We start from the raw sequence: 25,504 nt of genomic DNA on the forward strand, positions 1-25,504 counted from the left end.
GCAAAATCATTTATAGTTGTTCAAAAGTAGAACGACTACTCAACTATTAAAATGATAATTATCATATTGAAGAAACCTTTTGTAAAAATAAGAGGCTGTCTTTATTGGACAGCCTCGGGATTATTTTTGATGTAAATTTGAAATTTACTCTATTTTCAAATTTCTCAATTGTTTGAGTTTATCTTTCCAAACATCTAAACTTTCTTTATGGATAGCGATGTTTTTACGAACTTCTAGTACTATAGAATTCTCTTTTTTAGCATTTCTAGTATTGGTAAAAAATTGAATGTTGTTCTCCAATTGGAAAATTTCATTCTGAACTTCTTCAATTTTTCGCATCAAGAATATTTTCTCATTATCCAGTTTGCGCGTATCATTACTCTCTGATAAATGATCCATTCTATTAGCAAAACGCATCATTTCAGTATCTTTTTTACTCAAACTCAATTTTTCAAAAAGGGCATCCAATATTTTATTGAATTTCCCTTCAATATGTCTTCTTGGAAATGGCACTTTACCAAAGTTTTTCCATGTTTCAATATGCAATTTGATGGCGTCTAAATCAGTTTTGTGATCTCCGGTCAACTCAAATTCTCTCAACGTTTCCAAGTAGGCTTTTTTACTGTCAAATGCAGCTACCTCCTCTGTGTTCTCTTCATGTTTCTGCTCTTTTACTTTATCAAAATAATGATTGCAAGCATCTTTAAACTCTTTCCAGATTTTATCAGAATATTTTCTTGGAACATGACCTATCTGTTTCCACTCATCCTGTATCTGTTTCATGATTGGAGTAGTCACAACAAAATCTACACTTTCTTGTAACTCTCGAGCTTTAGCAACAAGAGCATTTTTCTTGCTTAAATTATCGTTTTGATCTTTTTTAATGTCTTTATAAAAGGAGTTTTTGAAAGAATTAAAGTTTCTAACAGCTGTTTTAAAACTAGTCCAAGTTTCCTCATTCACATCTGATGGTACTTTTCCAGCAGCAAAAAAAGCTGTTCGAAGCGCTTCTACCTTTTCTATTTGAGCCAGCCATTGGGAATGTGCATTGACTTTTTCAGTTGCCAAAACTTCAATTTTAGCAATAATTTCTTTTTTCTTTTCTAAATTCTCAAGTTCAGTTCCTCGTTGATTTTCGAATAAAACTTCCCTTTTATCATGCATTTGCTTGGTCAAATCACTAAACTTGTTCCAAATTACATCACGATGTTCTCTAGAAACAGGACCAATGTCTTCCTTCCAAATTCGGTGTAAATCTTGAAGTTCTCGAAACGCTTTGTTGATGTCAGCTTCGTTAACCAATTCTTTAACACGTGCTATGATTTTTTGTTTTTGCTCTAAGTTATGTTTGAAATCTAAATCTCTTGCTTCCCGGTCCAGATGCAAATAATCGTAGAAATTTTCTACATGAAAATGAAAATTGTTCCAAACATGGTTGTATTTATCTTTAGGAATTGGCCCAGCAGTTTTCCATCGTTCTCTTAAATCATTAAAATGTTTTAAAGTGTCTTTGATGTTTGCTTGCGGATTAATCAACTCTTTCAGTTCCTCAACAATAGCCAAACGATTTTCTAAATTCGTTTTTGGATTGGTTTGTAAACTCTTGAAATGATTATTTTTAATATCTCTAAACTGAGTATAATATTTGTCAAATTGAGACTTTAATGGCGAATGGTATTGAAAATCTTCGTTTGGATCTTGATTTTCTGCTAGGAATTCTTCTTTTTTCTCCTCAAGAAGATGATTGTATTTAGCTAGAAATGCTTTTTTTATTTCCTCAATATGCTCCTTAAATGAAAGAACTTTATCATTAGAAACTAAATTTTTCAGCTCGTCAACCAAAGCTTCAAGCGATAAAGTATCATAATTTTGCATCGGGATTTCGTGACGTTCCTTCAACGTTTCATCCTCACTTTCGGCAGCATTAGTGTCAGCAATGGCGTCTAGTACCGTCTGATTGCCGGTTTCTAAAATAAGAGCATCAGTTGGTTTTACCTCTTCAGCAATAGCTTCTACAGTGTCGTCATTAGGAGTACTAGCTGTTTGTTTAACTGTTTCAGTTTCCATGACAGTAGCTTCCATTTCATTAAAAGCAACAGCATTGTTTTCTAAATTTCCATCTGCTTCATGCAGGTTATCGTTCTTTTCTTCTAACATTTTTTCAATGTGTAAGGGTTTTATTTTTTTATCGAGTTCGAAAGATACTAAAGGCGTATGAAATTTCAAAACAATTCCTTTATTTAAAGTCGTTTTAGGTTGTTTAATAGATTTTTATGGAGCAATTTCCCGCTGTACGCTATATCTTTTTTGAGCGCCAAAAGGCGGCTCAAAAAAGGATGCCGCTTCCATCAGGGCTAGGGATTTTTGTTAAAAGTAGAACGTACTTATTAAGTTTTCAAAAATAAATACGCAAATTAGTATAGCCCTTATTTAAAAAAAAGCTTGTAAAAAGATTGGTTATTATTTTGCTTATTTATTCCAAATCTTCCAAGCTTTCTCTGCCTGAAAAATAAGCATATCCAAACCATTTTTAATTTTAGCTCCGTGTTGTTTTGCTTTTTTTTGAAATTGAGTTTCAGCCGGATTGTAAATTAAATCATAAGCAATGTGCTTATCGGTGAAAAACTCGTAAGGAATTAACGGAAACGCTTCTACGTTAGGACTTGTTCCTACTGGTGTAGCGTTAATGATAAGATGGTAATTATCAAAAGTAGTGGCGTTGATTCGCTTGTAATCAATGGTGTTTTCCTTGAGTTCTCTAGAAACAAAAGTGTAGGTTATGCCTAGTTCGTCAAGAGCGAATGCAACTCCCTTAGACGCGCCGCCAGTTCCTAAGATGAGTGCTTTTTTATGATGCGGAAGTAATAAAGGCTGCAATGACTTTTTAAAGCCATAATAGTCAGTATTATAGCCTTTTAACTTTCCTTTTTTTGTTATTTTTATGGTATTTACGGCGCCAATTAGAGTTGCTTTTTTTGATAACGTATCCAAAAAAGGAAGTATCGTTTCCTTGTACGGAATGGTAACATTCAATCCTTTTAAATCCGAAGTGTTTTTAATTACCTCTGCAAAGGCATCAATTTCGGGAATATCAAAATTTTCATACGTACAACCAGCAAAGTTTTCGTTATTGAATTTATCTGTAAAATAGCCTTTAGAAAATGAATAGCTAATGTTGCGTCCTAATAATCCAAAGCGTTTTCTAACTGTATCAACCATTACTGTTTTTTATGTTTTGCAATGTAATTCTGCACCATTTTTTTGGCCCAAACCACAGGAAATAAATCTTCTAGTAATATGTAATTTTCAAAATTTAATCGCATTCCGTTACTCAAGTGAAATTTTGCTTTGGTATTGTCTGTTAGCATAAAGTACAATCCAGCCAAACGATATTCAATTTCGTATGCTTCAGGAAAATATTCACAAGCTTGCAGTAACGTTTGAATAGCACTTTCAAATTCGCCTAAGAATTGAAGGATATCGACCCAAAACAACCAGGTTTCTAAACCAGTCTCGCCAAATTCAACTGCTTTGCGATACCCAAATTCTGCTTCTTCAAAAAAGTTCATTTGTTTATTGATACTGGCAAAACATTTCCAATACAGTCTATTTTGGTTGTCAATTGCTAATGCTTTATTGACAAAGAATAATGCTTTTTGATAATTTTTTTGACGTACATAAAAGTCAGTAATGGCAATCCATCCTTTGTCTAAAAGAGGATCTTCATGTACCGTTTGGTTGAAATATTTTAAGGCCAAGGCTTTGTTACCAAGTCTTTCGTAACATTTTCCTATTCGCAATAGCGCGTAGGAAGTTGCATCGTCTAATTCGATTGTACGGTTGTAATTTTCAATGGCTTTGTCATATTTTTTTAAGCGCTCGTAGGCTTTTGCCTTTTCCATAAAGGCACCCATAAACTCATCATCTATCAAAGTAGCATATTCAAAAGCTCTGATGGCATTTTCATATTCTTTTACGCTGTAATGCAAACGTCCCAATTGGTGCCAAGCAATTTCGCTATATGGATTTTTGTCAATGTATTTTTTTATATAACTGATGGCATCTTGATTTTGATCTAAAAATTCAAAACAATAAACAATGTTATATAAGGCAGATTGATCTTCTAAATCCTCTTCAAGACATTTGATAAAGCTATTTTTTGCCATTTCAAGATTGTCCATAAAAAGATATTCCATGCCTATTAAATTATAGACATCAGCAAAATCATCTGTGTATTTTAAGGCTGTTTTTAATAATTCAACTGCTTTTTCGTGTTGGTCTCTTTTAGAGCAGATGTTTGCCTTTTGAATATAAATTTCTTCATTGGTTGGTTCGATGGCATACAACTCATTCAATAGCTTTTCCGCTAATTCGAGTTTGTCGTCATATACTAACATTTCAACTTGCACTAATTTTAATCCTGATGACTTTGGGTGTTGCTCCAAGGCCAATTTGAGTGCTTTTTTTGCCAAACTAGCCTTACCCATATCAAGATAATGAAGAATAATTTCTTCAAATTCTTCGGAGTCAAAAAAGAGTACTTTGTTGGTTTTCAACATCGATTCAAATTTAGACAGAGATAAGTTATAGTCTTCTTCTTCGTTGCTTAATTGCATACTGTGTTTTTTAATTGAGCCTTATTAAAATTAGGCATTCGTGCATGTAATGTGAGGGAAAGTTGGAATTGTTGTGAACAATTTAGTTAACAAATTTCATTGTCAACGGCAAAAATCATTTTCAATAAATAGATTTCTAATCAACGAGATCTCTTAGCCCCGATAGCAGTGAAAATCCTTTTATGGCGGCGTTCGCCATAAAAGATTATAACGGATAGCGGGAAACAGCTCCTGAAAAATTACTTTCTATTATAAATCTCATCCATTACTTCTAGCATAATTGCACAACCTTCTCGAATCTCTTCTTCAGAAATAGTAAGTGGCGGTGTGATTCGGATTGCAGTTCCCTCGAATAACAACCAAAATAATATGAGTCCTTTGTCTTGACATTTAAGAATTACTTCATTCGTGATATCAGCACTTTTAGTCATCGCTGCGAGCATCAATCCTTTTCCTCTTATTTCTTGTATCAAAGGATGTACCAAAAGGGCACGAAATAGATTTTCCTTTTCTAAAGCTTCGGCCATTAAATGGGTTTCAGTTATTTCTTTCAAAGTAGCCAAACAAGCTGACGCAATGACAGGATGTCCACCAAATGTGGTAATGTGACCCAGCTTAGGATTAGTACTCAATAAATGCATCATATCAGATGAAGCAGTAAATGCGCCTACGGGCATGCCGCCACCCATTCCTTTCCCCATTACAACTATATCTGGAACGACGTCGTAATTTTGGAATCCAAAAAGGGCTCCTGTTCGTCCAAAACCCGGCTGAATTTCATCTAGAATCATCATGGCACCTACCTCAGTGCATCGTTTTCGTACTTTTTTTAGAAAATCATTCTGCGGTTGAATGAATCCTGCACCACCTTGAATCGTTTCTAAAATAATCCCTGCAGTTTTGGTAGTAATTTTTTGTAAATCGTCTTCGTTGTTGAAGGTAATAAAATCTACATCAGGTATCAAAGGACGGAAAACTTGCTTGCGTTCTTCAAAGCCCATAACGCTCATCGAACCCATAGTGTTGCCATGGTACGCATTATGACAGGATATTAATTGGCTTCTTCCGGTGGTTCTTCTTGCTAATTTTAGTGCTCCTTCAATAGCTTCTGTCCCAGAATTAACTAAATACGTGGTGTCTAAAGGAGCAGGTAGTAACGAAGCTAAAAGCTTGCAATATTCAACCGCTGGACTTTGCGAATATTCGCCATAAACCATTACATGCGAATATTTATCTAGTTGATCCTTAATAGCTTGATTAACTCTTGGGTGTTGGTGTCCCAGGGAACAAGCAGAAACTCCGGCCACAAAATCAAGGTATTTTTTGTCATTGGTTGCGTATATGTATGAACCTACAGCATGCGAAATTTCCATACCTAATGGATAGGGAGACGTTTGTGCTTGATATTTCAGGAAATCAGTATTCAATTTTTTAGAGATTTAACTGCAAAGTTTGCAAAGTTTTTTCGCAAAGTTCACGAAGGTTTTTAAAGGTGTTTTTTTAATCGGATATCCATGAAGTTATTGTCTTTAAATTGAGACTGAAAACTGCTCTCGAAGCTTCGGGATGAACACAAAACTATTTTTTTGTTTTCTTCTTATCGTAATTCAAAGTTTCTTTTCGGATTTTCATCGGAATGGCTTCTTTTGCTACTGCTGCTTTTGTTGCTTTGGCTAATTTTTCATTGTCCTCGTTTTCTTCGGGTGGGAAAATGTCATCTTTTGATTTGATTCGTTCATCGCCACGCCAGACTAATCCTCTCAATTTTCTGGCATTTTCTGGCAATTCTTTTTCAGGAAAAATGTCACCATCTACTTGCTGGAAAAAGGTAATAGTTTCAATTTCATTTTTTTCTAAAATAAGATTGATTTTACTACTCTTGTTTTTGTTAATGCCAATGAGCTCCTGTGCATCATTCCGCATATAATAAATCACTTCGGCATTTTTTACAATATCGACATCGTGTAGTTTTCCTTCTTCAAATTTACCGTAAAGATTTTGTCCTTTTACTTGATTGTATCCGGTTCCTAAAGTATCTCTGGAGACTATAAATGTATTTTCAAGCACTTTAAGAGAATCTAGTTTTTGGGTGGTGTTGTTACCAATGAGGTGCATAATATCGCCTGTAATTTGGCTTTCGGCATTCCAAAGTATAGGATTTCCAATCATTTTTGTCAAAGCAGTTTTAGAACTCGAATGAATCGAATCACATTTACCACTCATGTCTGTTTTATAAAACCGAACATTATTAAACGCTCGGATAATTCGGTTTCCCTCTTTTTCCGTAACCATCAATTTTTTTCCGTGGATGTAAACAGAATCATTTTCTACAAAATTTACCGCAACAGCTCGTTTAGTTACGTACATAGAATCTAGTTTTTTATATACTTCAGCATAATGTCCTTTTACAATGCCTCGATTGATGGAATCAGTTATTTTTACATTACGTGTTGCCGATGCAAATTCTCGATTGCGATCATAATACAGACTGTCGCCTTTTATCACTCGATCATCGTACCTGATATAAGATTTATTTAGAAAATGAGCCAGATTTTTTTTAGTATCATAAAACCCTTTTTCAGTATAAATATAATTGGCTTTACTGGTAATGGTCGAGGGTCCAAAAAGATACGAATGCCCAGAATTGCTAAAATAATCTAAATGATTCGACTTGATTACATAAGTAGGATTTGTGATTGTAACTGCGGTCAAGAATTGAAACTTCTTTTGTTTTACAAAATACCTTCCTGCATTACTTTTTAGAGTATTGTCTTTATTGGTAATGGTTCCCGGAGTATCATAAAAAACTTCTTGAATATTTCTATCAAAATTAATGATTTCAGTAACTAAAGTAGCATCTGGTGAACTCATCACTGCATCTCCCGAAGCATATGCTTTTTTTACATTTCCGTTGTATTCAGCGTATTTACTGTTCAAAAACAAAGTATCGCCTTGTACCATTTGAACATTTCCAAAGGCTTTTATATAATTTTCTTTTTGGAAATAATATGCTTTGTTACAAGTCAAAACCACGCCATCATGGTTAACGCGCACATTTCCTATAAGCAACAATGCATCTGGGATTTCTGTCTGGTTGACATCACCAAAATCAGAATTTTCTACAATTATTTTCTTGGGAGCTTGCGCCAAAACCAACTGTACAGTCAATAAAAATGATAGTTGAGTAAGGAAAAAAAGTATTTTTTTCAATGGATTTAATTTTTGTCAAATTTATGAAAAAGGAAACAATCCTAATCCATATTAGGATTTATTTATAATTAGTCCAAGGCAGGAAATTCTTTTATAAGATTGTATTAAAGTTATCAACAAATTCAGAGACTCTTTCGTTGTAGTTTATCTCTTGTAGTTTCATTTTTATTAATTTTTGATAGGCTACTACTTGAACTATTTTAAAAATAGTAAATTTAAAAACTGATAGTCATTTTGCAATAATGAATCAAAATCAGAATAAATAATTTCATAAAATGAAAAAAGTATCTACTGTTGTCGGGATTAGCATGCTGCTTTTAGTGAGTGGATGTAAAACGAAAGATTTAAAAATGAATACTGTACAAAAGGTGACAGTCTCTCCTAAAAAGGAAGTCGTTTATCAGGTTTTTACTCGATTATTTGGAAACAAAAATACAACTAACAAACCTTGGGGAACCTTAGAAGAAAACGGAGTAGGGAAGTTCAATGATTTTACACCTAAAGCGCTGCAGGAAATTAAGGATTTGGGTGTAACTTATATTTGGTACACAGGAGTTCCGCACCATGCTTTGATACAGGATTACACTGCAATTGGAATTTCTAATGATGACCCAGAAATTGTCAAAGGTAGAGCTGGTTCTCCTTACGCGGTGAAAGATTACTACAATGTAAATCCTGATTTAGCTATAAACCCAGCAAATCGTTTGCAGGAATTTGAAGCTTTGATTGCACGAACTCATCAAGCGGGATTAAAAGTAATTATCGATATCGTTCCCAATCATATTGCTCGTAAATATGAGGGTAAAAACAATCCCGTTGGAGTGAAAGATTTTGGTGCGAATGACGATGTAACTGTTGCCTACAAAAGAGATAATAATTTTTATTATATACCAAATTCAAATTTTGAAATACCAGAAACTATCAAGCCACTAAACGGTGAAAAAAATATATTGGTAGATGGGAAATTTGATGAAAATCCAGCAAAATGGACCGGTAATGGTTCGCGAATGGCAAAACCAGATAAAAATGATTGGTATGAAACGGTAAAAGTGAACTATGGTATTCGCCCAGATGGCTCTAAAGATTTTCCAGAGCTTCCTGCTGGTTTCGAAACCAAATCCCATCAGGAGCATTATGATTATTGGAGAGGCAAAGAAGTGCCCGACTCTTGGACTAAATTTAGAGATATCGCTTTGTATTGGACAGCAAAAGGGGTAGATGGTTTTAGATATGATATGGCCGAAATGGTTCCCTATGAATTTTGGAGCTATATGAATTCTGCTATTAAGATGAATAATCCAGATGCTTTTTTATTGGCCGAAGTGTATAATCCAAAAGAATATCGCAATTATATTCGTTTAGGTAAAATGGATTATTTGTATGATAAGGTAGAAACGTATGATAAATTAAAGGATGTCATTCAAGGGAAATCGTCGCCAGATGCATTGTCTGACATACAAAACGGATTGGCAGATATTGAACATCACATGTTGCATTTTCTTGACAATCATGATGAGCAGCGATTGGCAAGTCCAGAATTTGCAGGAACACCACAAAATGGGAAGCCGTTAATGGTGTTATCTACAACTATTAGCACGTCGCCTACAATGGTATATTTTGGTCAGGAAGTGGGAGAAGCCGGAAATGAAAATGCAGGATTTGGAACGCACTCCAGAACATCAATCTTTGATTATATTGGTGTTCCAAATCATCAACGCTGGATGAACGGTGGTAAATTTGATGGTGGTCAATTGACGCAAGAGGAAAAGGACTTGCGTGATTTCTATAAAAGACTATTGAACTTTTCCTTGAATAGTTCGGCTTTAATGGGTAAATTCCAAGAAATTCAAACGGTAAACAGACAAGTTACAAAAGGATATGATTCCGGGATATACGCTTTTACACGTTGGTCAGACGTTCAAAAGTTACTTATTGTTGTCAATTTTTCTTGGCAAACTACAAGTACATTCGAATTGAAAATCCCTTCGGATATCATTCAAAAATGGAATTTGAAAGATGGAACATATAAAGTAACGGATCAATTATACCATAAAAATTCTATTCAGGTACAGGTTTTCAATGGTGAAGGAAAAGCACAAATTACGATCGCGCCTTCAGAATCATTCATTTATCAATTTTAAAAAGAAATTTTTGTACTACCAAAAAAAAAAAAAATGCTGATATTAAATTATATCAGCATTTTTTTACGGTTAAAGTGAAAGCTATTTTTTTGCAACAGCATCATAATTCTCTTCTACTTTTTTCCAATTGATGACATTAAAAAACGCATCGATATAATTTTTTCTACGATATTGATAATCTAAATAATAAGCATGCTCCCAAACGTCTAAAGCTAAGATAGGAGTTCCTGGAACAACTGCATTTCGCATCATTGGATTGTCTTGGTTATCAGTCGAAGTTACTTGTAACTTCCCTGTTTTATCAACGATTAGCCATGCCCAACCGGAACCAAACTGATTTGTAGCCGCTGATTTAAATGCCGATTTAAAATTTTCGAATGAGCCAAAATCTTTTGTTATAGCTTCAGCTAATGCAGTTGAGGGTGCACCACCGGCTTTAGGAGCCATACATTTCCAATAAAGCGAATGATTATAATATCCACCAGCATTGTTGCGAATAATAGCGTCATTAGGGTCTAATGTTGCTACTACTTCTTCTATTGTTAGATTTTCTAAGGGTGTTCCTAGTACTGCTTTATTCAAGTTATTGGTGTACGTTAGGTAATGCCTGGAGTAATGCATTTCTAAAGTTGTTGCAGATATATTTGGGGCCAAAGCATTATAAGCGTAAGGTAATTTTTCTAGCTGAAAGGAACCTTCATCAGCCTTTACATCATCTGGTGAACCCATAATAGTAGCGGGTTGTTCGGTTGTAGGTAAAGGAACTTCGACTACCTCAGTGAATTTCTTGTCGTTGCAGGATAGTATTGCTAAGAATGAAAATAAAATTGTAATTAAAAAACAGGACTTTTTCATAATTATATTATTTTTCATTCAAAATATTTATCAATTCAATGTATTGTTCTTTTGCTTGTTCGGGAGTCAAATGGCTAATTTGCATCCAAGCATTGGTTTTAAAAGCGTCCCTTAAATGATAGGATGATGTTTGTTTTAAGTCTAAAGTTCCAAAAGTAGCTTGCTTGTAATAGGCATAAAGCCTCAATTGGACATCTTGAGGTAAAGATGCTTGAGTCATTTCAGAAGCTATTTCAACTGCCTCCAAAAATCGAATATCTAAATCTTTTTCAATCATGCTTATTTTGTAGCAATAACAGTCTTTCCGCCTATTGCTTTTTGGTTTAATACCACATTTACTGGTGTTCCCAAAGGTAAAAAGATGTCAACTCGAGAACCAAATTTGATAAATCCAGCATCAGTACCCTGAATTACTTGCATTCCTTCTTGTGCGTAATTGACAATTCTGCGGGCCAAAGCTCCGGCTATTTGACGGTATAAAATTTCGCCAAAAGTAGTATTCTCAATAACAATCGTAGTTCTTTCGTTTTCTTCACTAGCTTTAGGATGCCAAGCAACTAAGAATTTCCCTGGATGGTATTTGCTAAATTTCACAAGACCACTCAATCCATAACGGGTTACATGAACGTTTATAGGCGACATGAAGATAGAAATTTGTAAACGTTTGTCTTTAAAATATTCACTTTCAAAAACTTCTTCAATAACTACAACTTTCCCATCAACAGGAGCAATAATATGATTAGCATTAAGAATTACTGATCTTTTTGGATTTCTAAAAAATTGCAAAATGATTATTAGTAACAATAAGGTTGCTATTTGAATACTCATTTTAAGCCAATTAGCGACAATGAAATAATCAGACAATAATAGCACAACGGCAGTAAAAATAGTGCCTAACAAAATAGATTGGGTTCCTTCTTTATGAAACATAGTTTAAGATTTGATAAAATAAAAAAATAATTGGTGCTACAAATATAACACTATCTAAACGATCTAGGATACCTCCATGACCGGGCATAATATTTCCGCTGTCTTTTACACCTGCAATACGCTTGAACTTCGATTCAATTAAATCACCTATAGTTCCTACTATTCCAACAATAACAGCTATCGAGGTCCAAATTAAGATAGACCGATCACTAAATTCAGGATTCGCTTTAATGTAATATTTTGAAATTAAATAACCTGCTAAAATTGCAAATAGAATGCCGCCTAAGAATCCTTCAACAGTTTTTTTAGGTGAAATTTTTTCAAATAATTTGGTCCGACCTATTGATTTTCCAACAATATAAGCAAAGGTATCGTTAGTCCAGATTAAGATAAATAGTCCAATTATGATCTTTGGATTATAATCATTTATTCCAAATGAGATTTTTGTAATAAATACAAATGGTAATATGATATAACCCAATAAATAAAGGTATTTTGACGAGGTACTTATTTTTTGGATGCTATCATAAAACAAAAAAAGAATACATTTTATGGATACAACTAAGGCAATAACTAATAAAACAACGTTTAGTTGTTGAATATTTATAGCTATTTCGACATCAGTATTAAAGGTCTGATTGATTGTATCTGTTGTCAGAGTACTGTAATGGCTTATTAGAGTTACTGTCGAGTACAATATAATTCCGAAAATAATTGGAAATACATTGTTTATTTGAATTAAATTACAAAATTCATAAACGGCTATGATGAGGAATACGCCAAAAAGCACAAAAAAACTTTCAGTTGAATATAAAATAGATGCAAGTAGCAGTATAATGTAAATTGCCCCTGATATTCCTCGTTTTAGAGTTTCACTCATCTTATAAATCTTCTAAAAGCAGTAAATATAGATTTTTTGCCGAACTTCCGTATTGTGTAAAATCTTCTTCTTTGGCTTTTTCGAAATATTTAATCGTAGTAATATTGGTGGGGTAATCTCTTTCGTATTTTTTTTTAATTGCACTTAGACCGTCACTTTTAGCACCAAGAATCTGGCTGGTTTTGGCTATAATGATAATATTTGTTGGTAACTCGTTTGGTTTGTTTTGCTTTATTTGCTTAGATGAAAAAAGTATTGAACCTTCTTCAGCAATTAAATTTTCGCAACTTGCAAGAAAAAATTTTGGACTAACAGGCTTGTCGTAGGTAAGTCTATTGTCATCAAGCATCCCAAAAAGATTGGGTTCATAACACAACACATGGCTTTCAAACCAATCGTTTTCCTCTAATATGTTTTCAAATTGTTCTTTGACTTCTTCTTGGTTTTCACAATACAAAAATTTACCGCCATTCTTTTTGAAGTTATAAATAAATTTTTCATCAATTGAGGTTGCGTTTTCAGTATGGGAGCTACTAAATTCACTTTCTTGCTCTTCTTCAGATGCAGGATTGTTTGTACCAAAAAATTTTCTAAAAAGACTCATAATTTATATTAACTACTGAAATTTGTTAATTGAAAACGTCCAAAGATAAAAAAATCTTAATTCAAAAGTTGATTTTGAATTAAGATTTTAAAAATAATTATATTTAGGATATCTTTTTAAGACACGACTTCTTCAAGATTTTTATCAAAGGTTCTTTTTCCGAAAATAGCTTCTAAATCATCTTTAAAAATAACTTCTTTCTCAATCAAAATATCAGCCAAACGATTCAATTTATCTTTGTTATCCTCTAAAATTTGAATAGCTCTTTGGTACTGACCCTCAATTAATAACGATATTTCTTCGTCTATTACTCGTGCAGTTTCCTCAGAATAGGGTTTAGAAAAATTGTACTCACTTTGTCCAGTAGAATCATAATACGTTACGTTTCCAATTTTTTCATTCAAACCATAAACGGTAACCATTGCTCTTGCTTGTTTGGTTACTTTTTCTAAATCGCTTAATGCTCCAGTTGAAATTCTGTTGAAAGTTACTTTTTCTGCAGCTCTTCCTCCCATAGTGGCGCACATTTCATCTAGCATTTGATCTGGACGAACAATTAAACGTTCTTCTGGTAAGTACCATGCCGCTCCTAAACTTTGTCCTCTTGGTACAATTGTTACTTTTATCAATGGCGCAGCATGTTCTAGCATCCAACTTACCGTTGCGTGGCCAGCTTCATGAATAGCAATCGCTTTTTTCTCATCTGGAGTAACGATTTTATTTTTCTTTTCTAGACCACCTACAATTCTATCTACAGCGTCTAGGAAATCTTGTTTGTCAACTGCAGTTTTGTTATTTCTAGCAGCAATTAGCGCCGCTTCGTTACAAACATTTGCAATATCAGCACCTGAAAATCCTGGAGTTTGTTTGGCTAAAAAGTCAGTATCCAATCCTTCCACTTTTTTCAAAGGAGCAAGGTGAACTTTAAATATTTCCGCACGTTCACGAATATCCGGTAAGTCTACAAATATTTGTCTGTCAAATCGACCTGCGCGCATTAATGCTTTGTCTAAAACATCTGCTCTATTGGTAGCTGCTAAAACAATTACATTAGAGTTGGTACCAAAACCGTCCATTTCGGTTAGTAATTGATTTAGCGTATTTTCACGCTCATCGTTTCCACCTGACATGTTGTTTTTTCCTCTAGCTCTACCTACTGCATCTATTTCGTCAATAAAAATAATTGCTGGTGATTTTTCTTTTGCTTGTTTGAAAAGATCACGTACTCGAGAAGCACCTACACCCACAAACATCTCAACAAAATCAGAACCTGATAAAGAGAAGAAAGGTACTTGTGCTTCACCTGCTACGGCTTTCGCTAAAAGCGTTTTTCCTGTTCCTGGAGGTCCAACGAGCAAGGCTCCTTTTGGAATTTTTCCTCCTAGATTAGTGTATTTTTCAGGATTTTTTAAGAATTCAACAATTTCTTGTATTTCTTCTTTTGCTCCTTCTAATCCTGCTACATCTTTAAAAGTAGTTTTAATGTCAGTTTTTTCATCAAACAATTTTGCTTTTGACTTGCCAATATTAAAAATTTGACCCCCGCCACCACCAGCACCACCACCAGACATTTTTCTCATGATAAATATCCAAACGGCTATGATAATAATAATAGGTAATAAACTGATTAAAATGTCCGACCAGTTACTTGCTTCTTTAAAATCATAGTTTACTAATTTCTTTTCAGCCTTGGCTTGATCTAGTTTTTCTTGAAAAGATTTTAAATCACCAAATTTCGTAGTGTAATGAGGACCTTTGTTTGGCCTGTCAAAAACATCTTTAGCTACTTTTTTATTGGAAGGATCTTTCAAAGCTGCATCTGAAAGGTAGATTTCAGCATCTTTATTATTAAAAATAATAACATTTTTAATTTGCCCTTTGTTGAGCATATTATCAATGTCAGAAGATCTTAATTGACCTGGCTCATTCAAACTAGAACCGCCAGTTACAAAAGTAATCGATAAGAAAATTAATAGTATTGCAGTGTAAATTAACCAAGGGCTTATTTTAAACTTATTCGAATTTGGATTATTATCTTTAGCCATTACTAGGAGTTATATTTCTTTAGTATTTGTTTTCTATGGTAGTTATTTTAGCATCGCCCCATAAGTTTTCGATGTTGTAATATTCACGAATGTGTTTTTGAAATACATGAACAACTATATTCACATAATCCATAAGTACCCATTCGGCATTATCAGTCCCTTCAACATGCCAAGGCTTGTCTTTTAATTCTTTAGAAACTGTTTTTTGAATAGAGTTTACTATAGCGTTAACTTGTGTGTTTGAATTACCGTTGCAGATGATGAAATAATCGCAAACTGCAGTATCTATCTCTCTTAAATCAAGAATATCAATATCATTTCCTTTAACCTCTTCTATCCCCTTAATGATGTTCGCCAACAGAACGTCATTATTTATAGTCTTTTTCGTCATGAATTATTTTTATTTATAAGTCTGTAAAGTTACCATTTTTTGTGATTATTTTTGAACCTTAACACAATATTAAATTCTGTTTCACAAAAAACTGTATATGAAGTTAATCAAACTCGGTGCCATAGATTCTACAAACGAATTCCTCAAAGGATTATCAAATAAGCAGCAGTTGGAAAATTTTATTGTAGTTACTGCTGATTCTCAAACAAAAGGAAAAGGGCAAATGGGCGCTGTTTGGTCCTCTGAGCCTAGTAAAAACCTAATAATGAGTATTTTGCTTAAAGACTTTTTAAAAGATATTTATGATATTTTTAATCTTAATAGTATCGTTTCTCTAGCAGTTATTGAAGCATTAGAGTTGTACAATATTCCTAATCTTAGTATAAAATGGCCGAACGACATAATGTCATACAATAAAAAAATAGGTGGCATTTTGATTGAAAATGTTATTAAAAGCGACGGGACAATCCATTCTATAGTTGGTTTAGGACTCAATGTGAATCAAACTAATTTTGAAATGTTACCTAAAGCATCTTCGCTAGCTGTTATTTGTGACATATTATTTGATAAAGAAGAAATTCTTTATTCTATATGTAATGCAATGGAAAAAAAAGTAAAAGCGTGCAAACTAGACACCACAACATTGTTGGAAGAATATAGTTTTAAATTGTATAAAAAAGGTATACCGATGCCTTTTTCGGATCAAAATAAACAAAATTTTATGGGAATTATTCAGGGAGTTTCATCGATAGGTAAGCTGCAAGTGCTCCTAGAAGATGATAGTATTAGAGAGTTTGATATCAAAGAGATCCAGATGTTGTATTAATGTGAATACAAAAGAAACAGTAGTTGTTTCAAAAAATTTAAAATGTAAAAAGCGAAAAAAATTATACTATTGTAAAATTCTTTTCGCTTTTAGTATTTCTAGGTAGTGGTTTATAAGTTCACCATATTTGCAGCAAGTGTCTCAATAAATTTACCGATAGGTCCTTTGATCATCATTGCCATCATTGGGTTAAAATCTCCCTCAAAATCTAGTTTTACTTCGCTAGAGCTATCGGAAATTGAATCTATATTTGCAATCAAAGTAAATGGAAGTTTGTCGCTAGCTGCACCCAAAACGATTTTGTTTGGAGCCACTTTTTCTTTCATTTTTAATTTTATTTCAGGCATCCCTTTCAATCCAAAAATAAAAGCATCTTCGCCGATAACTTCAAACTTCGCAATGTTTTCTGGCATTAATTTTTCAAAATTCTTCACATCACTCAATAAGTCAAACAATTGTTGAGCTGATTTTTGCACGGTAACTTTCGGACTCTCTAAGTTCATTTTTATATCGTATTAATTTGATTGTTTAAACTTCAATGGTCCAAGTAGAAGGACCTTCATTCCATTCTCTTAAAGTTTGCTCTTCCTCCTCACTGATATACCGTTTGGCAACAGCTAAATTTAATAAATTTTGATAGTTGCTCAAGCAAAAGAAATCAATATTAGCATTTTTAAAATTTTCTTCCGAAACAGCAAACCCATATGTGAATATAGCAGCCATGCCTTTCACATTGGCACCGGCTTGGCGCAAAGCTTCAACGGCTTGTAAGCTACTGTTTCCAGTGCTAATTAAATCTTCGACTACAACTACATTTTGTCCTTTTTGTAAAAAACCCTCCACTTGATTTTGTCTGCCATGTTTTTTGGGCTCTGGACGAACATATACAAATGGTAAGCCCATACTTTCAGCTACTAGCATGCCAATTCCTATTGCTCCTGTAGCAACGCCGGCAATTACATCTGGTTTACCAAATTGTTTTTCAATATTTTTCGAAAATTCATCCCGAACATAATTTCTTACTGCTGGAAATGAGAGGATTAATCGGTTGTCACAATAAATAGGTGATTTCCAACCGGAAGCCCATGAAAAAGGATTTCTTGGATTCAATTTAATTGCATTTATTTGCAATAGAAATTCGGCTGTTTTTTCGGCTGTATCTTTATTAAAAATCATAATACAAATGTATAAAGTTTTTGTTAACGACAAACCACTTTTTTTGACAAATCACATCTCTAAGGAGACGGATTTCCAATTATTCTTGTTAGAGAGTATTGATATTGAGCAACTTATTGTAAAAATATTTCAAAATAAAATTAATAAAGCCTATTTGTATCATCCTGACGAGAGCTTGATATTGAAGACTTTAAAAGCAAAAATCCCTGTTACCAAAGCTGGCGGTGGATTGGTTTATAATAAAAAAGGTGAGGTTTTATTTATTTTTAGAAACGGAAAATGGGATTTGCCAAAAGGCGGAATTGAAAAAGGAGAAGAAATTGAAGCCACTGCCATGCGTGAGGTAGAGGAGGAGACAGGTGTAAATAGGTTGTCAATATCTCATAAACTTCAAAAAACCTATCATGTTTTTAGACGTAATGGCAAATATAAATTGAAAATTACCCATTGGTTCGAAATGCAATCTGATTTTGAAGGAATACCACAAGGTCAGTTGGAAGAAGGAATCGAAAAGGTTGCTTGGATGAATCCAGAGCAAATAAAAGAGGCTTTAAAAAATTCCTACGAAAATATCAAATTATTGTTTGAAGAAGAATATAAAGTTTAAAATGTTTTTAACACCATCAATTAGTATAGTGTACAGATAAATTTCACTAACTGCCACGAAATAATTAGTGTAAATTAGTAAAATTTATTTTTTTCTAAACATTCAAAATTAAGCCTTTTTATCTTCGATAATTAGAACTGAAAAACTCAAGTTATTATTTCACAATACGATATACTGGGTATTGCAAATGTGCCTTTTCATAATAGATTGAATGTTTGTAAATCCAGTCCAGTTGCGCTTCTGGATTGCCCATTAATTTGGAGTCATCCTGTTTTTTTTGCTCAAATTCGGTTTTTAGTTTTGGATTTTCTTTTAAAATTGTAGTTGCTGAATCTTCAAAAACATAATCGGAATAGCCTTCTTTTTGCTGTAACATAGTATCGAAAAAATTCCAATTGAAAAAAGAATCCATTGCTTCTGGTTCCAATGTTTCAAGTAGGTATTTAATTCCTTTTTGTTGTGTAAGAATCATGTAATCTCCTTTGGCGAAAGCCACCTTTTCTATACTAGAAGTTACTGCGGTATTTCTGTGCAAATAATGTCCTTCGTATGCGGAATTTGCAGTTTTGTAATCTGCTATTTTGTAGCTTTCTACTTCAATGATGGTGTCATTTTTTAGTTGGCTACATGAAATAGTATTGCTTTTTAATAAATCAATGACAGGCCAGAATCCCTTAGGAATAAGATACGCTTTTGGAATGATAATTTCTTTTACAGATTTGAATTCTTTGCTGTACGGAATGTCTTTTTTATAGGGTTTTGTGCGGTCATAATATAAGCGATTTCCAGTGGTAACATCACTTTTTTTGTACCCTGCTTCGTATCCTAAAAAGGAGAATGGCAGCGTTTTGGAAGTGTCAATTTCCCATTTTATAGTATATGATTTTTGGGGTTTGTATTGCTCTTCATTCTTTAAACGGAGTTGTTTTATTTTTTGATAATTAGCATCAGTGAAATCAATTGCGGAACGCATATATTCGTAAGTTACTTTTACACGATCTGCATATTTTTTTAGCATGTGTGTCTCCACTACAAATCCAATCGCGTTGAATAGCGAAGTATATCCGGTTGCAAATCGTGGACTTTCAAAAAATTGACCAAAACCTTTATCAGGTGTATCATTAAAAGCATTAACATAAGGAGTAGTTTCGATGTTCTTTTTTTGTAGATCTTGAACTAATGCTGGCATCATTTCTGAATTTAAAAAATCACCTAAAACGGTTCCTAATTTGTTATGCTGCGTCATAATATAGGTGAGTTTGTATTGGTAATCGGAGCCATTACTAACATGATTGTCAATAAAAACATCGGCATTTATGGTATGGAATATTTCAACAAAACTCTTGGTGTTTCTGGTATCTGATTTAATAAAATCTCGGTTCAAATCATAGTTTCTGGCGTTGCCACGAAAACCATACACTTCTGGTCCATCTTGATTGGCTCTTGAAGTAGAATTTCTGTTTAATGCACCACCAATATTATAGACTGGAATACAAACGATAATAGTGTTTTTTGGCGCTTTGATTTTCCCCAAAGCTAAATCTCTAAACAGCTGCATACTGGCGTCAATCCCGTCTGGTTCTCCTGCGTGTATGCCGTTATTGAGCAGAATTACGGCTTTATTTTTTTGGATGGTTCCAAAATCAAATTGCTTTTCAGGATTAAAAACCACCATGTGCAATGGTTCGACACTATCGGTCAATCCCATTTTTTTCATTTCTACAGTTGGGAAATCATCTGCCAAAAGTTTGTAGTAAGCAATTGTTTCTTGGTAGGAAGCCGATTGATTTCCATTCCCTTTTTCGAAAAAAGTATCGTATTTATTCGTTTTTTGTGCAAATGAACAGATGGAGAATAGTATAAAAAGGAATGTGCAAAATCTCATATTTCGGTTTTTTTAATGGAATATCAAATGTAGCTTTTTTTCGATACGTATAGAAATGATCATGAGAAAAGGAAACGTCCAATTTAAAATAATGAAAATTTATAATTCAAAATTCATAACTCGCAATTAAAAATTACCTTTGCACCAAATTGAAAAAATGAATAAGAATCACCATTCCAACAATATACTTTTAAATTTAGGCATCGAAAGTCTGAACGAAATGCAGGAAGTCGCTCAAGATACAATCCTGAACGACAATAATGTTTTATTACTTTCGCCAACAGGTTCTGGTAAAACCTTAGCTTTTTTGTTGCCTATTTTAGAAATGTTACAACCCGAAATTCAATCGGTTCAATGTTTAATTTTGGTTCCATCACGAGAATTAGGATTGCAGATTGAGCAGGTTTGGAAAAAAATGGGAACGGATTATAAAGTAAATGTGTGCTACGGCGGACATTCTATAGATACTGAAATCAAGAATTTAAGTAATCCACCAGCAGTTTTAATAGGAACTCCAGGTAGAATTGCAGATCATATCGACAGAAGAACTTTCAGAGTAGATAAAATCCAAACTTTAATCTTGGATGAATTTGACAAATCCTTGCAGCTGGGTTTCCATGAGCAAATGTCATTTATAATTGGGAAATTAACTAAGCTAAACAAACGTGTTTTGGTTTCGGCAACTTCTGATATTGAGATTCCAAGATACACAAGAGTCGTGAACCCAACTATTTTGGATTTTATTCCAGAAAATGTAGCAGAGACGAATCTTTCGATGAAAATGGTCGTTTCGAAAGAAAAAGACAAAATTGTAAGTTTATTCAACTTGATTTGTTCATTGAAATCACAGTCGGCAATAGTTTTTTGCAACCATCGTGATGCTGCAGAACGTATTAGTGATACATTGAACGAAAAAGGAATTTACGCCACCTATTATCATGGTGGAATGGTTCAGGATGAAAGAGAACGCGCGCTAATCCAGTTCAGAAACGGAAGTGTGAGTTATTTAATCACCACCGATTTGGCTGCCCGTGGACTCGATATTCCAGAAATGAATCATGTTATTCATTATCATTTGCCATCTAAAGAAGACGAATTCACCCATAGAAACGGACGTACAGCACGTATGTTAGCTTCAGGAACTGCCTATATCATTGCTCATGAAAGTGAGAAAAAAATGGACTACATTGATTATAGCATAGAAGTTTTGAAAGTGGAAAACTCCACTTCATTACCAAAACCACCTGAATTTCAAACCATTTATATCAGTGGCGGAAAGAAAAATAAATTGAATAAAATTGATATTGTAGGTTTCTTTTCTCAAAAGGGAAAACTAGAAAAAGGCGATTTAGGATTAATCGAAGTGAAAGATTTTATTTCATTTGCTGCCGTAAAATTCAATAAAGTTAAAGACTTGCTGCACGCCATTAAAGACGAGAAAATGAAAGGCAAGAAATTCAAAATCGAAGTCGCTAGAAAAGTGATTAAGAAAGAGGAAGAGTAGTGGGTGGTGAGAAGTGAGAAGTGAAAAGTGAAAAGTGAGTGGTGAATCGCGAATTGTGAAAAAAGTACTGATTCCTTTTATAATGTTTATAAAAAAATCGTTAGTAGTAAAGTGTTACTGCTAACGATTTTTTATATTAAAAAATGATTCTTTTGGAGGTAATTGTAAATCTAAAATAGTAACCATTCACTTCTTACCATTCACTTTTCACTAAAAAAGAATTATATTTTTTTAACGTATTTTGTTATGATAACGATAGTCTGACCATCTACTTTTCCTTCAATATATTCGGCGTTTTCATGGTCTAAACGTATGTTACGGACTGCAGTTCCTTGTTTAGCTACCATGCTGGAACCTTTTACTTTTAAATCTTTGATTAAGACGACTGAGTCACCAGTTGCCAGTATCACGCCATTACTGTCGCGGTGAATTACTTTTGTTTCGTCTTCTTCACCTTCACAAGTTGCTTGTGCCCAAACTAAAGTATCTTCATCTAAATACATTTGGTCCAATAATTCCTGAGGCCAACCAAAACCACGCAAACGGCTTAACATTCTCCACGCGACAACTTGTACCGCTGTATGTTCGCTCCACATGCTGTCATTCAAACATCTCCAATGATTTAAATCTATGTTATCTGGATTTTCAATTTGGTCAATACACGTATTGCAAGCCATGATACTTTCATCAAGTACGCCTTTTTTAGTTGGTAAAACTTGATATACTTCTAGGTTTTCTGTTGTACCACAAAGTTCACATTTCGATCCGCTGCGTTTACTTAATTCTCTTTCTATACTCATGTTTAATGGCTTTTATTTTTACGCTAAGTTATTTCTTATTTTGGTTAGTATTATTGTTGTCAAGTCGAGCGCGGTCGAGACCTGATTTTTAGTCTCGACTGCGCTCGACTTGACAAAATCTCTTTAAATTTATTTCACACGAACAGCATCGGGAACCAGCATTTCATATTCTCCTCCGTTACGAATTACATCTCTCACGATGCTGGAACTGATATACGAGGTTTTTGCGGCTGTCAATAAAAATACAGTTTCTATTTTTGATAAACGACGATTGGTATGGGCGATTGCTTTTTCAAATTCGAAGTCGGCGGGATTGCGAAGACCACGCAAGATAAAGTCTGCTTTCAATTTTTTACACAATTCAGTAGTTAATCCTTCGTAAGTAATTACCGAAATTTTAGGTTCGTTTTTGAAGGTTTCTTCAATAAAACGCTTTCTGTCCTCCAGCGAAAACATGTATTTTTTTTCGGCATTGATTCCAATAGCAATTACGATTTCATCAAATAACGGAATACTTCTTTTGATGATGTCTTCGTGTCCTAAAGTGATTGGGTCAAATGAACCCGGGAATATTGCTTTTCTCATTTTATATGGTAATTAAATCGCATTGACTTTCGTTAGATTGAACTAGGTTTTTCGAAGTGTTTTAATTGATTCGACCCATTCAGATTTTGCACAAACGTTGCATAGGGCATTTCCTGGTTTGTGACTTTCTGTATTGCCACAAAAGGTACAGGAATAAATCCCGTCTGTTGGGATTGTCTTACTTTTTAGTTTAAATAAAAAAGGTAAAATTGGCAAGCCTGGTTGCACTTCATGATCTTCATAATAGAAAACACTGACCTCGCCGCTAGTTTCCATAAAGGCATTTTTTACTTGTCCTAAATGCTCTATTGATTTCATACGGAGTTCCGAAAAGAATTCATCTTGTGCGAGACTTTCCTTTTTGAAAGTTGCAATTGAAAATTTTCCTTCATTGATAATACATTCGGTTTTCCCTTCTATAAACTCTTCAAATCGTTTACTTTTTCCGGTGAGCCAAGTGACTAATCGGTACAAAAGTATGATAACTAGAAATACGGTTATCGGAGGGATGATACCAACTTCTTCATAAAACATGGGATCTCCGGCTGCAGATCCTAAAGCAATAATGATAACTGTTTCAAAAACAGACAATTGCTTCACGCCACGTTTTCCAGCTACTTTTAATGTCAGCAATAAAACGGTAAACATTATGGTAGAACGGAAAATGACTTCTAAAAGAAAGGATTCTGGTAAGTCATTGTATAATAATCGGTTCCATTCAAAGATTTCTGTCATAACTAAAATTTAATTGGTAACCTCCAAACAGGCTATTTGCGAATATTCATCTGCATTTATAAAATCTTTGATCAGTAGATTTTTTGAGTTTAATAGATCTGCCAGAAAATCAGTTTTGGTATTTCTAAAACGCAACCAAATTATTTTTGGTGGAAAACCTTTAAAATTGGATAAATCAAAAAAATCGGCATCAAAAGTTACGATAGTAAATTTGTTTTCTTTGGCATACTTCCATATTTCAATATCGGAATAATTTTCAATTCCGAGTTGTCTGACTTGTTTTGCTTCAGGGAAATTTGCTTCAATTTTAGAGATAATTCTAAAAGAAATGTTTTGGTCAAACAATAAACTCACGATGCGATTTGAATTTTGTGTTCTCTATCGGCTGCGTAAGCAAGACAAGCTTTGATTTGATTTTCATCAAGTTCCGGAAAGTCTTCGATGATTTCATTCGTTGTCATTCCGTTTGCCAGCCAATTTAAAACATCAAAAACTGTAATTCTGGTTCCAATTATTGTTGGTTTACCAAAACGAATTTCTGAATTTATTGCGATATATTGTTTGTAATCGATCATGAGAATTTTGTTTTATACAAAGTTAACGAAATAATCAGTTATTCGGGCAAAGCCAATTCTATCGCATTAGTAAACAAATCCTCCAGTGAAATTCCGGCGGCTTTGGCTTGTTGCGGAATCAAACTTTCTGTTGTTAGTCCTGGAATGGTGTTCATTTCCAGCATGTGTGGTTCTCCGTTTACCAATATAAATTCGCTTCTAGAGAAGCCTTTCATTTTGAGTACTTCGTAAGCGCGTTTGGCTATTTCGCTCACTTTTTGGGTCATTTCGTCTGAGATTCTTGCCGGTGTGATTTCCTGAGATTTACCCAAATATTTGGCCTCATAATCGAAGAAATCATTATCAGAAACAATTTCAGTTATTGGAAGTACAGTTACAGTTCCTTTATAATTGATCACTCCCACAGAAACTTCGGTGCCGTCAAGGAAACTTTCTATAATGATTTCATTGTCTTCTTTGTAAGCGACTTCTATCGCGATTGGCAATTCGGCAACAGTTTTTACTTTTGAAATTCCGAAACTAGAACCGGCTTTATTGGGTTTTACAAAACAAGGCAAACCAACTTTAGCGACAATTTCGTCTGTATTGATGGCGTCGCCTTTGTTTAAGTAATAAGATGTTGCGGTTTTTATTCCGTATGGTTTTAAAACAGATAATAAATCACGTTTGTTGAACGTTAATGCGGCTTGGTAATAATCGCAGGATGTTTGCGGAATATGCAATAATTCGAAATACGCTTGCATCAATCCGTCTTCTCCTGGTGTTCCGTGAATGGCATTGAAAACACAGTCGAAAGTGATTTTGTTTCCATTAACGGTTACAGAAAAATCATTTTTATCGATAGGGAATTCAGCGTCATTAGCATCAACATAGACCCATTTTTCTTTAAAAATATGAATTCGGAATCCGTTGTATTTTGTTTTGTCCAGAAATTGATAGACGACGTTTCCGCTGATAAGTGAGATTTTATACTCGCTGGAATATCCGCCCATGATGATGGCTATATTTTTCATTTTTATAGGATAATTGTTGTGAAAACGATTTGTTTTTAGCCCCGATAGCAGCGATATCCTTTGTTTTTTTTCTTTAAAAAAGCAAAGATATAAGCGAATAGCGGGAAATAGCTCCTGAAAATCATC

General features: G+C 33.9%; 25 protein-coding genes. 4 read left to right on the top strand and 21 right to left on the bottom strand.

What is annotated here, in order from left to right:
* Positions 1 to 144 precede the first annotated feature (144 nt).
* The 5 genes from ACNQGB_RS05045 to ACNQGB_RS05065 all read right to left on the bottom strand — a co-directional run bounded on the left by ACNQGB_RS05045 (position 145) and on the right by ACNQGB_RS05065 (position 7,826).
* The gene (locus ACNQGB_RS05045) at positions 145 to 2,067 is read right to left on the bottom strand and encodes a DUF349 domain-containing protein (RefSeq protein WP_417943831.1); all 1,923 of its coding nucleotides are present in this window, start codon (positions 2,065 to 2,067) and stop codon (positions 145 to 147) included.
* A gap of 402 nt (positions 2,068 to 2,469) precedes the next feature.
* Positions 2,470 to 3,219 (bottom strand): shikimate dehydrogenase family protein, encoded by a 750-nt coding sequence (locus ACNQGB_RS05050; protein ID WP_417943795.1) that lies wholly within the window; start codon positions 3,217 to 3,219, stop codon positions 2,470 to 2,472.
* Positions 3,219 to 4,616, bottom strand: coding sequence for a tetratricopeptide repeat protein (locus tag ACNQGB_RS05055; protein WP_417943796.1), 1,398 nt, complete (start codon positions 4,614 to 4,616; stop codon positions 3,219 to 3,221). The genes ACNQGB_RS05050 and ACNQGB_RS05055 overlap by 1 nt, the downstream gene beginning before the upstream one ends.
* Before the next feature lie 239 nt (positions 4,617 to 4,855).
* On the bottom strand, positions 4,856 to 6,043 hold the full coding sequence (locus tag ACNQGB_RS05060; protein WP_417943797.1) for an aspartate aminotransferase family protein: 1,188 nt from the start codon (positions 6,041 to 6,043) through the stop codon (positions 4,856 to 4,858).
* A gap of 151 nt (positions 6,044 to 6,194) precedes the next feature.
* A complete protein-coding gene (locus ACNQGB_RS05065; protein ID WP_417943798.1) occupies positions 6,195 to 7,826 on the bottom strand; it encodes an OstA-like protein in 1,632 nt (543 codons plus the stop codon).
* A 275-nt stretch (positions 7,827 to 8,101) separates the two neighbouring features.
* Between ACNQGB_RS05065 and ACNQGB_RS05070 the strand changes: the two genes are divergently transcribed.
* The gene (locus tag ACNQGB_RS05070; RefSeq protein WP_417943799.1) at positions 8,102 to 9,967 is read left to right on the top strand and encodes an alpha-amylase family glycosyl hydrolase; all 1,866 of its coding nucleotides are present in this window, start codon (positions 8,102 to 8,104) and stop codon (positions 9,965 to 9,967) included.
* 81 nt (positions 9,968 to 10,048) lie between these two features.
* Here ACNQGB_RS05070 and ACNQGB_RS05075 read toward each other — a convergent pair whose 3' ends face one another.
* The 7 genes from ACNQGB_RS05075 to rsfS all read right to left on the bottom strand — a co-directional run bounded on the left by ACNQGB_RS05075 (position 10,049) and on the right by rsfS (position 15,672).
* The gene (locus ACNQGB_RS05075; RefSeq protein WP_417943800.1) at positions 10,049 to 10,822 is read right to left on the bottom strand and encodes a superoxide dismutase; all 774 of its coding nucleotides are present in this window, start codon (positions 10,820 to 10,822) and stop codon (positions 10,049 to 10,051) included.
* 7 nt (positions 10,823 to 10,829) lie between these two features.
* Positions 10,830 to 11,099 carry an acyl-CoA-binding protein gene (locus tag ACNQGB_RS05080; protein WP_417943801.1) on the bottom strand — a complete coding sequence of 90 codons (270 nt, stop codon included), beginning with the start codon at positions 11,097 to 11,099 and terminating at the stop codon, positions 10,830 to 10,832.
* Positions 11,100 to 11,101: 2 nt separating this feature from the next.
* Positions 11,102 to 11,752, bottom strand: coding sequence for a phosphatidylserine decarboxylase family protein (locus ACNQGB_RS05085; RefSeq protein WP_309756071.1), 651 nt, complete (start codon positions 11,750 to 11,752; stop codon positions 11,102 to 11,104).
* On the bottom strand, positions 11,742 to 12,632 hold the full coding sequence (locus ACNQGB_RS05090) for a phosphatidate cytidylyltransferase (RefSeq protein WP_417943802.1): 891 nt from the start codon (positions 12,630 to 12,632) through the stop codon (positions 11,742 to 11,744). The genes ACNQGB_RS05085 and ACNQGB_RS05090 overlap by 11 nt, the downstream gene beginning before the upstream one ends.
* 1 nt (position 12,633) lies before the next feature.
* The gene (locus tag ACNQGB_RS05095; RefSeq protein ID WP_417943803.1) at positions 12,634 to 13,236 is read right to left on the bottom strand and encodes a lactate utilization protein B/C; all 603 of its coding nucleotides are present in this window, start codon (positions 13,234 to 13,236) and stop codon (positions 12,634 to 12,636) included.
* Between the two features lie 116 nt (positions 13,237 to 13,352).
* Complete coding sequence (gene ftsH / locus ACNQGB_RS05100; RefSeq protein WP_417943804.1) at positions 13,353 to 15,281, bottom strand: ATP-dependent zinc metalloprotease FtsH; 1,929 nt, start codon at positions 15,279 to 15,281, stop codon at positions 13,353 to 13,355.
* A 19-nt stretch (positions 15,282 to 15,300) separates the two neighbouring features.
* Positions 15,301 to 15,672 (bottom strand): ribosome silencing factor, encoded by a 372-nt coding sequence (gene rsfS, locus ACNQGB_RS05105; RefSeq protein ID WP_417943805.1) that lies wholly within the window; start codon positions 15,670 to 15,672, stop codon positions 15,301 to 15,303.
* 97 nt (positions 15,673 to 15,769) lie between these two features.
* Here rsfS and ACNQGB_RS05110 point away from each other — a divergent pair, with 97 nt between their 5' ends.
* Positions 15,770 to 16,498 carry a biotin--[acetyl-CoA-carboxylase] ligase gene (locus ACNQGB_RS05110; protein ID WP_417943806.1) on the top strand — a complete coding sequence of 243 codons (729 nt, stop codon included), beginning with the start codon at positions 15,770 to 15,772 and terminating at the stop codon, positions 16,496 to 16,498.
* 110 nt (positions 16,499 to 16,608) lie between these two features.
* Here the strand turns inward: ACNQGB_RS05110 and ACNQGB_RS05115 are convergent, their stop codons facing one another.
* Positions 16,609 to 17,001: an SRPBCC family protein gene (locus tag ACNQGB_RS05115; RefSeq protein WP_417943807.1), complete on the bottom strand. Its 393-nt coding sequence runs from the start codon at positions 16,999 to 17,001 to the stop codon at positions 16,609 to 16,611.
* Between the two features lie 25 nt (positions 17,002 to 17,026).
* Positions 17,027 to 17,674, bottom strand: a complete 648-nt coding sequence (gene pyrE / locus ACNQGB_RS05120; RefSeq protein ID WP_417943808.1) for an orotate phosphoribosyltransferase — start codon at positions 17,672 to 17,674, stop codon at positions 17,027 to 17,029.
* A 7-nt stretch (positions 17,675 to 17,681) separates the two neighbouring features.
* Between pyrE and ACNQGB_RS05125 the strand changes: the two genes are divergently transcribed.
* Positions 17,682 to 18,281 (top strand): NUDIX hydrolase, encoded by a 600-nt coding sequence (locus ACNQGB_RS05125; protein WP_309756086.1) that lies wholly within the window; start codon positions 17,682 to 17,684, stop codon positions 18,279 to 18,281.
* 154 nt (positions 18,282 to 18,435) lie between these two features.
* On the opposite strand, the gene ACNQGB_RS05130 is transcribed toward ACNQGB_RS05125, so the two are convergent.
* Complete coding sequence (locus tag ACNQGB_RS05130) at positions 18,436 to 20,166, bottom strand: M14 family metallopeptidase (RefSeq protein WP_417943809.1); 1,731 nt, start codon at positions 20,164 to 20,166, stop codon at positions 18,436 to 18,438.
* A gap of 157 nt (positions 20,167 to 20,323) precedes the next feature.
* On the opposite strand from ACNQGB_RS05130, the gene ACNQGB_RS05135 reads away from it, so the two are divergent.
* Positions 20,324 to 21,670 carry a DEAD/DEAH box helicase gene (locus ACNQGB_RS05135; protein ID WP_417943810.1) on the top strand — a complete coding sequence of 449 codons (1,347 nt, stop codon included), beginning with the start codon at positions 20,324 to 20,326 and terminating at the stop codon, positions 21,668 to 21,670.
* 221 nt (positions 21,671 to 21,891) lie between these two features.
* Here the strand turns inward: ACNQGB_RS05135 and ACNQGB_RS05140 are convergent, their stop codons facing one another.
* The 6 genes from ACNQGB_RS05140 to ACNQGB_RS05165 all read right to left on the bottom strand — a co-directional run bounded on the left by ACNQGB_RS05140 (position 21,892) and on the right by ACNQGB_RS05165 (position 25,378).
* Positions 21,892 to 22,470: a PhnA domain-containing protein gene (locus tag ACNQGB_RS05140; protein ID WP_417943811.1), complete on the bottom strand. Its 579-nt coding sequence runs from the start codon at positions 22,468 to 22,470 to the stop codon at positions 21,892 to 21,894.
* Between the two features lie 129 nt (positions 22,471 to 22,599).
* On the bottom strand, positions 22,600 to 23,055 hold the full coding sequence (gene coaD / locus ACNQGB_RS05145; protein ID WP_417943812.1) for a pantetheine-phosphate adenylyltransferase: 456 nt from the start codon (positions 23,053 to 23,055) through the stop codon (positions 22,600 to 22,602).
* A gap of 42 nt (positions 23,056 to 23,097) precedes the next feature.
* The gene (locus tag ACNQGB_RS05150; protein WP_417943813.1) at positions 23,098 to 23,790 is read right to left on the bottom strand and encodes a DUF421 domain-containing protein; all 693 of its coding nucleotides are present in this window, start codon (positions 23,788 to 23,790) and stop codon (positions 23,098 to 23,100) included.
* 9 nt (positions 23,791 to 23,799) lie between these two features.
* The gene (locus ACNQGB_RS05155) at positions 23,800 to 24,144 is read right to left on the bottom strand and encodes a DUF5615 family PIN-like protein (protein ID WP_417943814.1); all 345 of its coding nucleotides are present in this window, start codon (positions 24,142 to 24,144) and stop codon (positions 23,800 to 23,802) included.
* Positions 24,141 to 24,365, bottom strand: a complete 225-nt coding sequence (locus ACNQGB_RS05160) for a DUF433 domain-containing protein (RefSeq protein ID WP_417943815.1) — start codon at positions 24,363 to 24,365, stop codon at positions 24,141 to 24,143. The genes ACNQGB_RS05155 and ACNQGB_RS05160 overlap by 4 nt, the downstream gene beginning before the upstream one ends.
* Positions 24,366 to 24,403: 38 nt before the next feature.
* A complete protein-coding gene (locus tag ACNQGB_RS05165; protein WP_417943816.1) occupies positions 24,404 to 25,378 on the bottom strand; it encodes a D-alanine--D-alanine ligase in 975 nt (324 codons plus the stop codon).
* Between the last annotated feature and the right edge of the window lie 126 nt (positions 25,379 to 25,504).

The sequence above is a fragment of the Flavobacterium frigidum genome (genome assembly GCF_048286795.2).

Coding starts and splice junctions, on each gene's coding strand:
- ACNQGB_RS05045 (WP_417943831.1), bottom strand. CDS start 2,067: ATGGAAACTGAAACAGTTAAACAAACAGCTAGTACTCCTAATGACGAC.
- ACNQGB_RS05050 (WP_417943795.1), bottom strand. CDS start 3,219: ATGGTTGATACAGTTAGAAAACGCTTTGGATTATTAGGACGCAACATT.
- ACNQGB_RS05055 (WP_417943796.1), bottom strand. CDS start 4,616: ATGCAATTAAGCAACGAAGAAGAAGACTATAACTTATCTCTGTCTAAA.
- ACNQGB_RS05070 (WP_417943799.1), top strand. CDS start 8,102: ATGAAAAAAGTATCTACTGTTGTCGGGATTAGCATGCTGCTTTTAGTG.
- ACNQGB_RS05075 (WP_417943800.1), bottom strand. CDS start 10,822: ATGAAAAAGTCCTGTTTTTTAATTACAATTTTATTTTCATTCTTAGCA.
- ACNQGB_RS05080 (WP_417943801.1), bottom strand. CDS start 11,099: ATGATTGAAAAAGATTTAGATATTCGATTTTTGGAGGCAGTTGAAATA.
- ACNQGB_RS05085 (WP_309756071.1), bottom strand. CDS start 11,752: ATGTTTCATAAAGAAGGAACCCAATCTATTTTGTTAGGCACTATTTTT.
- ACNQGB_RS05090 (WP_417943802.1), bottom strand. CDS start 12,632: ATGAGTGAAACTCTAAAACGAGGAATATCAGGGGCAATTTACATTATA.
- ACNQGB_RS05095 (WP_417943803.1), bottom strand. CDS start 13,236: ATGAGTCTTTTTAGAAAATTTTTTGGTACAAACAATCCTGCATCTGAA.
- ftsH (WP_417943804.1), bottom strand. CDS start 15,281: ATGGCTAAAGATAATAATCCAAATTCGAATAAGTTTAAAATAAGCCCT.
- rsfS (WP_417943805.1), bottom strand. CDS start 15,672: ATGACGAAAAAGACTATAAATAATGACGTTCTGTTGGCGAACATCATT.
- ACNQGB_RS05110 (WP_417943806.1), top strand. CDS start 15,770: ATGAAGTTAATCAAACTCGGTGCCATAGATTCTACAAACGAATTCCTC.
- ACNQGB_RS05115 (WP_417943807.1), bottom strand. CDS start 17,001: ATGAACTTAGAGAGTCCGAAAGTTACCGTGCAAAAATCAGCTCAACAA.
- pyrE (WP_417943808.1), bottom strand. CDS start 17,674: ATGATTTTTAATAAAGATACAGCCGAAAAAACAGCCGAATTTCTATTG.
- ACNQGB_RS05125 (WP_309756086.1), top strand. CDS start 17,682: ATGTATAAAGTTTTTGTTAACGACAAACCACTTTTTTTGACAAATCAC.
- ACNQGB_RS05130 (WP_417943809.1), bottom strand. CDS start 20,166: ATGAGATTTTGCACATTCCTTTTTATACTATTCTCCATCTGTTCATTT.
- ACNQGB_RS05135 (WP_417943810.1), top strand. CDS start 20,324: ATGAATAAGAATCACCATTCCAACAATATACTTTTAAATTTAGGCATC.
- ACNQGB_RS05140 (WP_417943811.1), bottom strand. CDS start 22,470: ATGAGTATAGAAAGAGAATTAAGTAAACGCAGCGGATCGAAATGTGAA.
- coaD (WP_417943812.1), bottom strand. CDS start 23,055: ATGAGAAAAGCAATATTCCCGGGTTCATTTGACCCAATCACTTTAGGA.
- ACNQGB_RS05150 (WP_417943813.1), bottom strand. CDS start 23,790: ATGACAGAAATCTTTGAATGGAACCGATTATTATACAATGACTTACCA.
- ACNQGB_RS05160 (WP_417943815.1), bottom strand. CDS start 24,365: ATGATCGATTACAAACAATATATCGCAATAAATTCAGAAATTCGTTTT.
- ACNQGB_RS05165 (WP_417943816.1), bottom strand. CDS start 25,378: ATGAAAAATATAGCCATCATCATGGGCGGATATTCCAGCGAGTATAAA.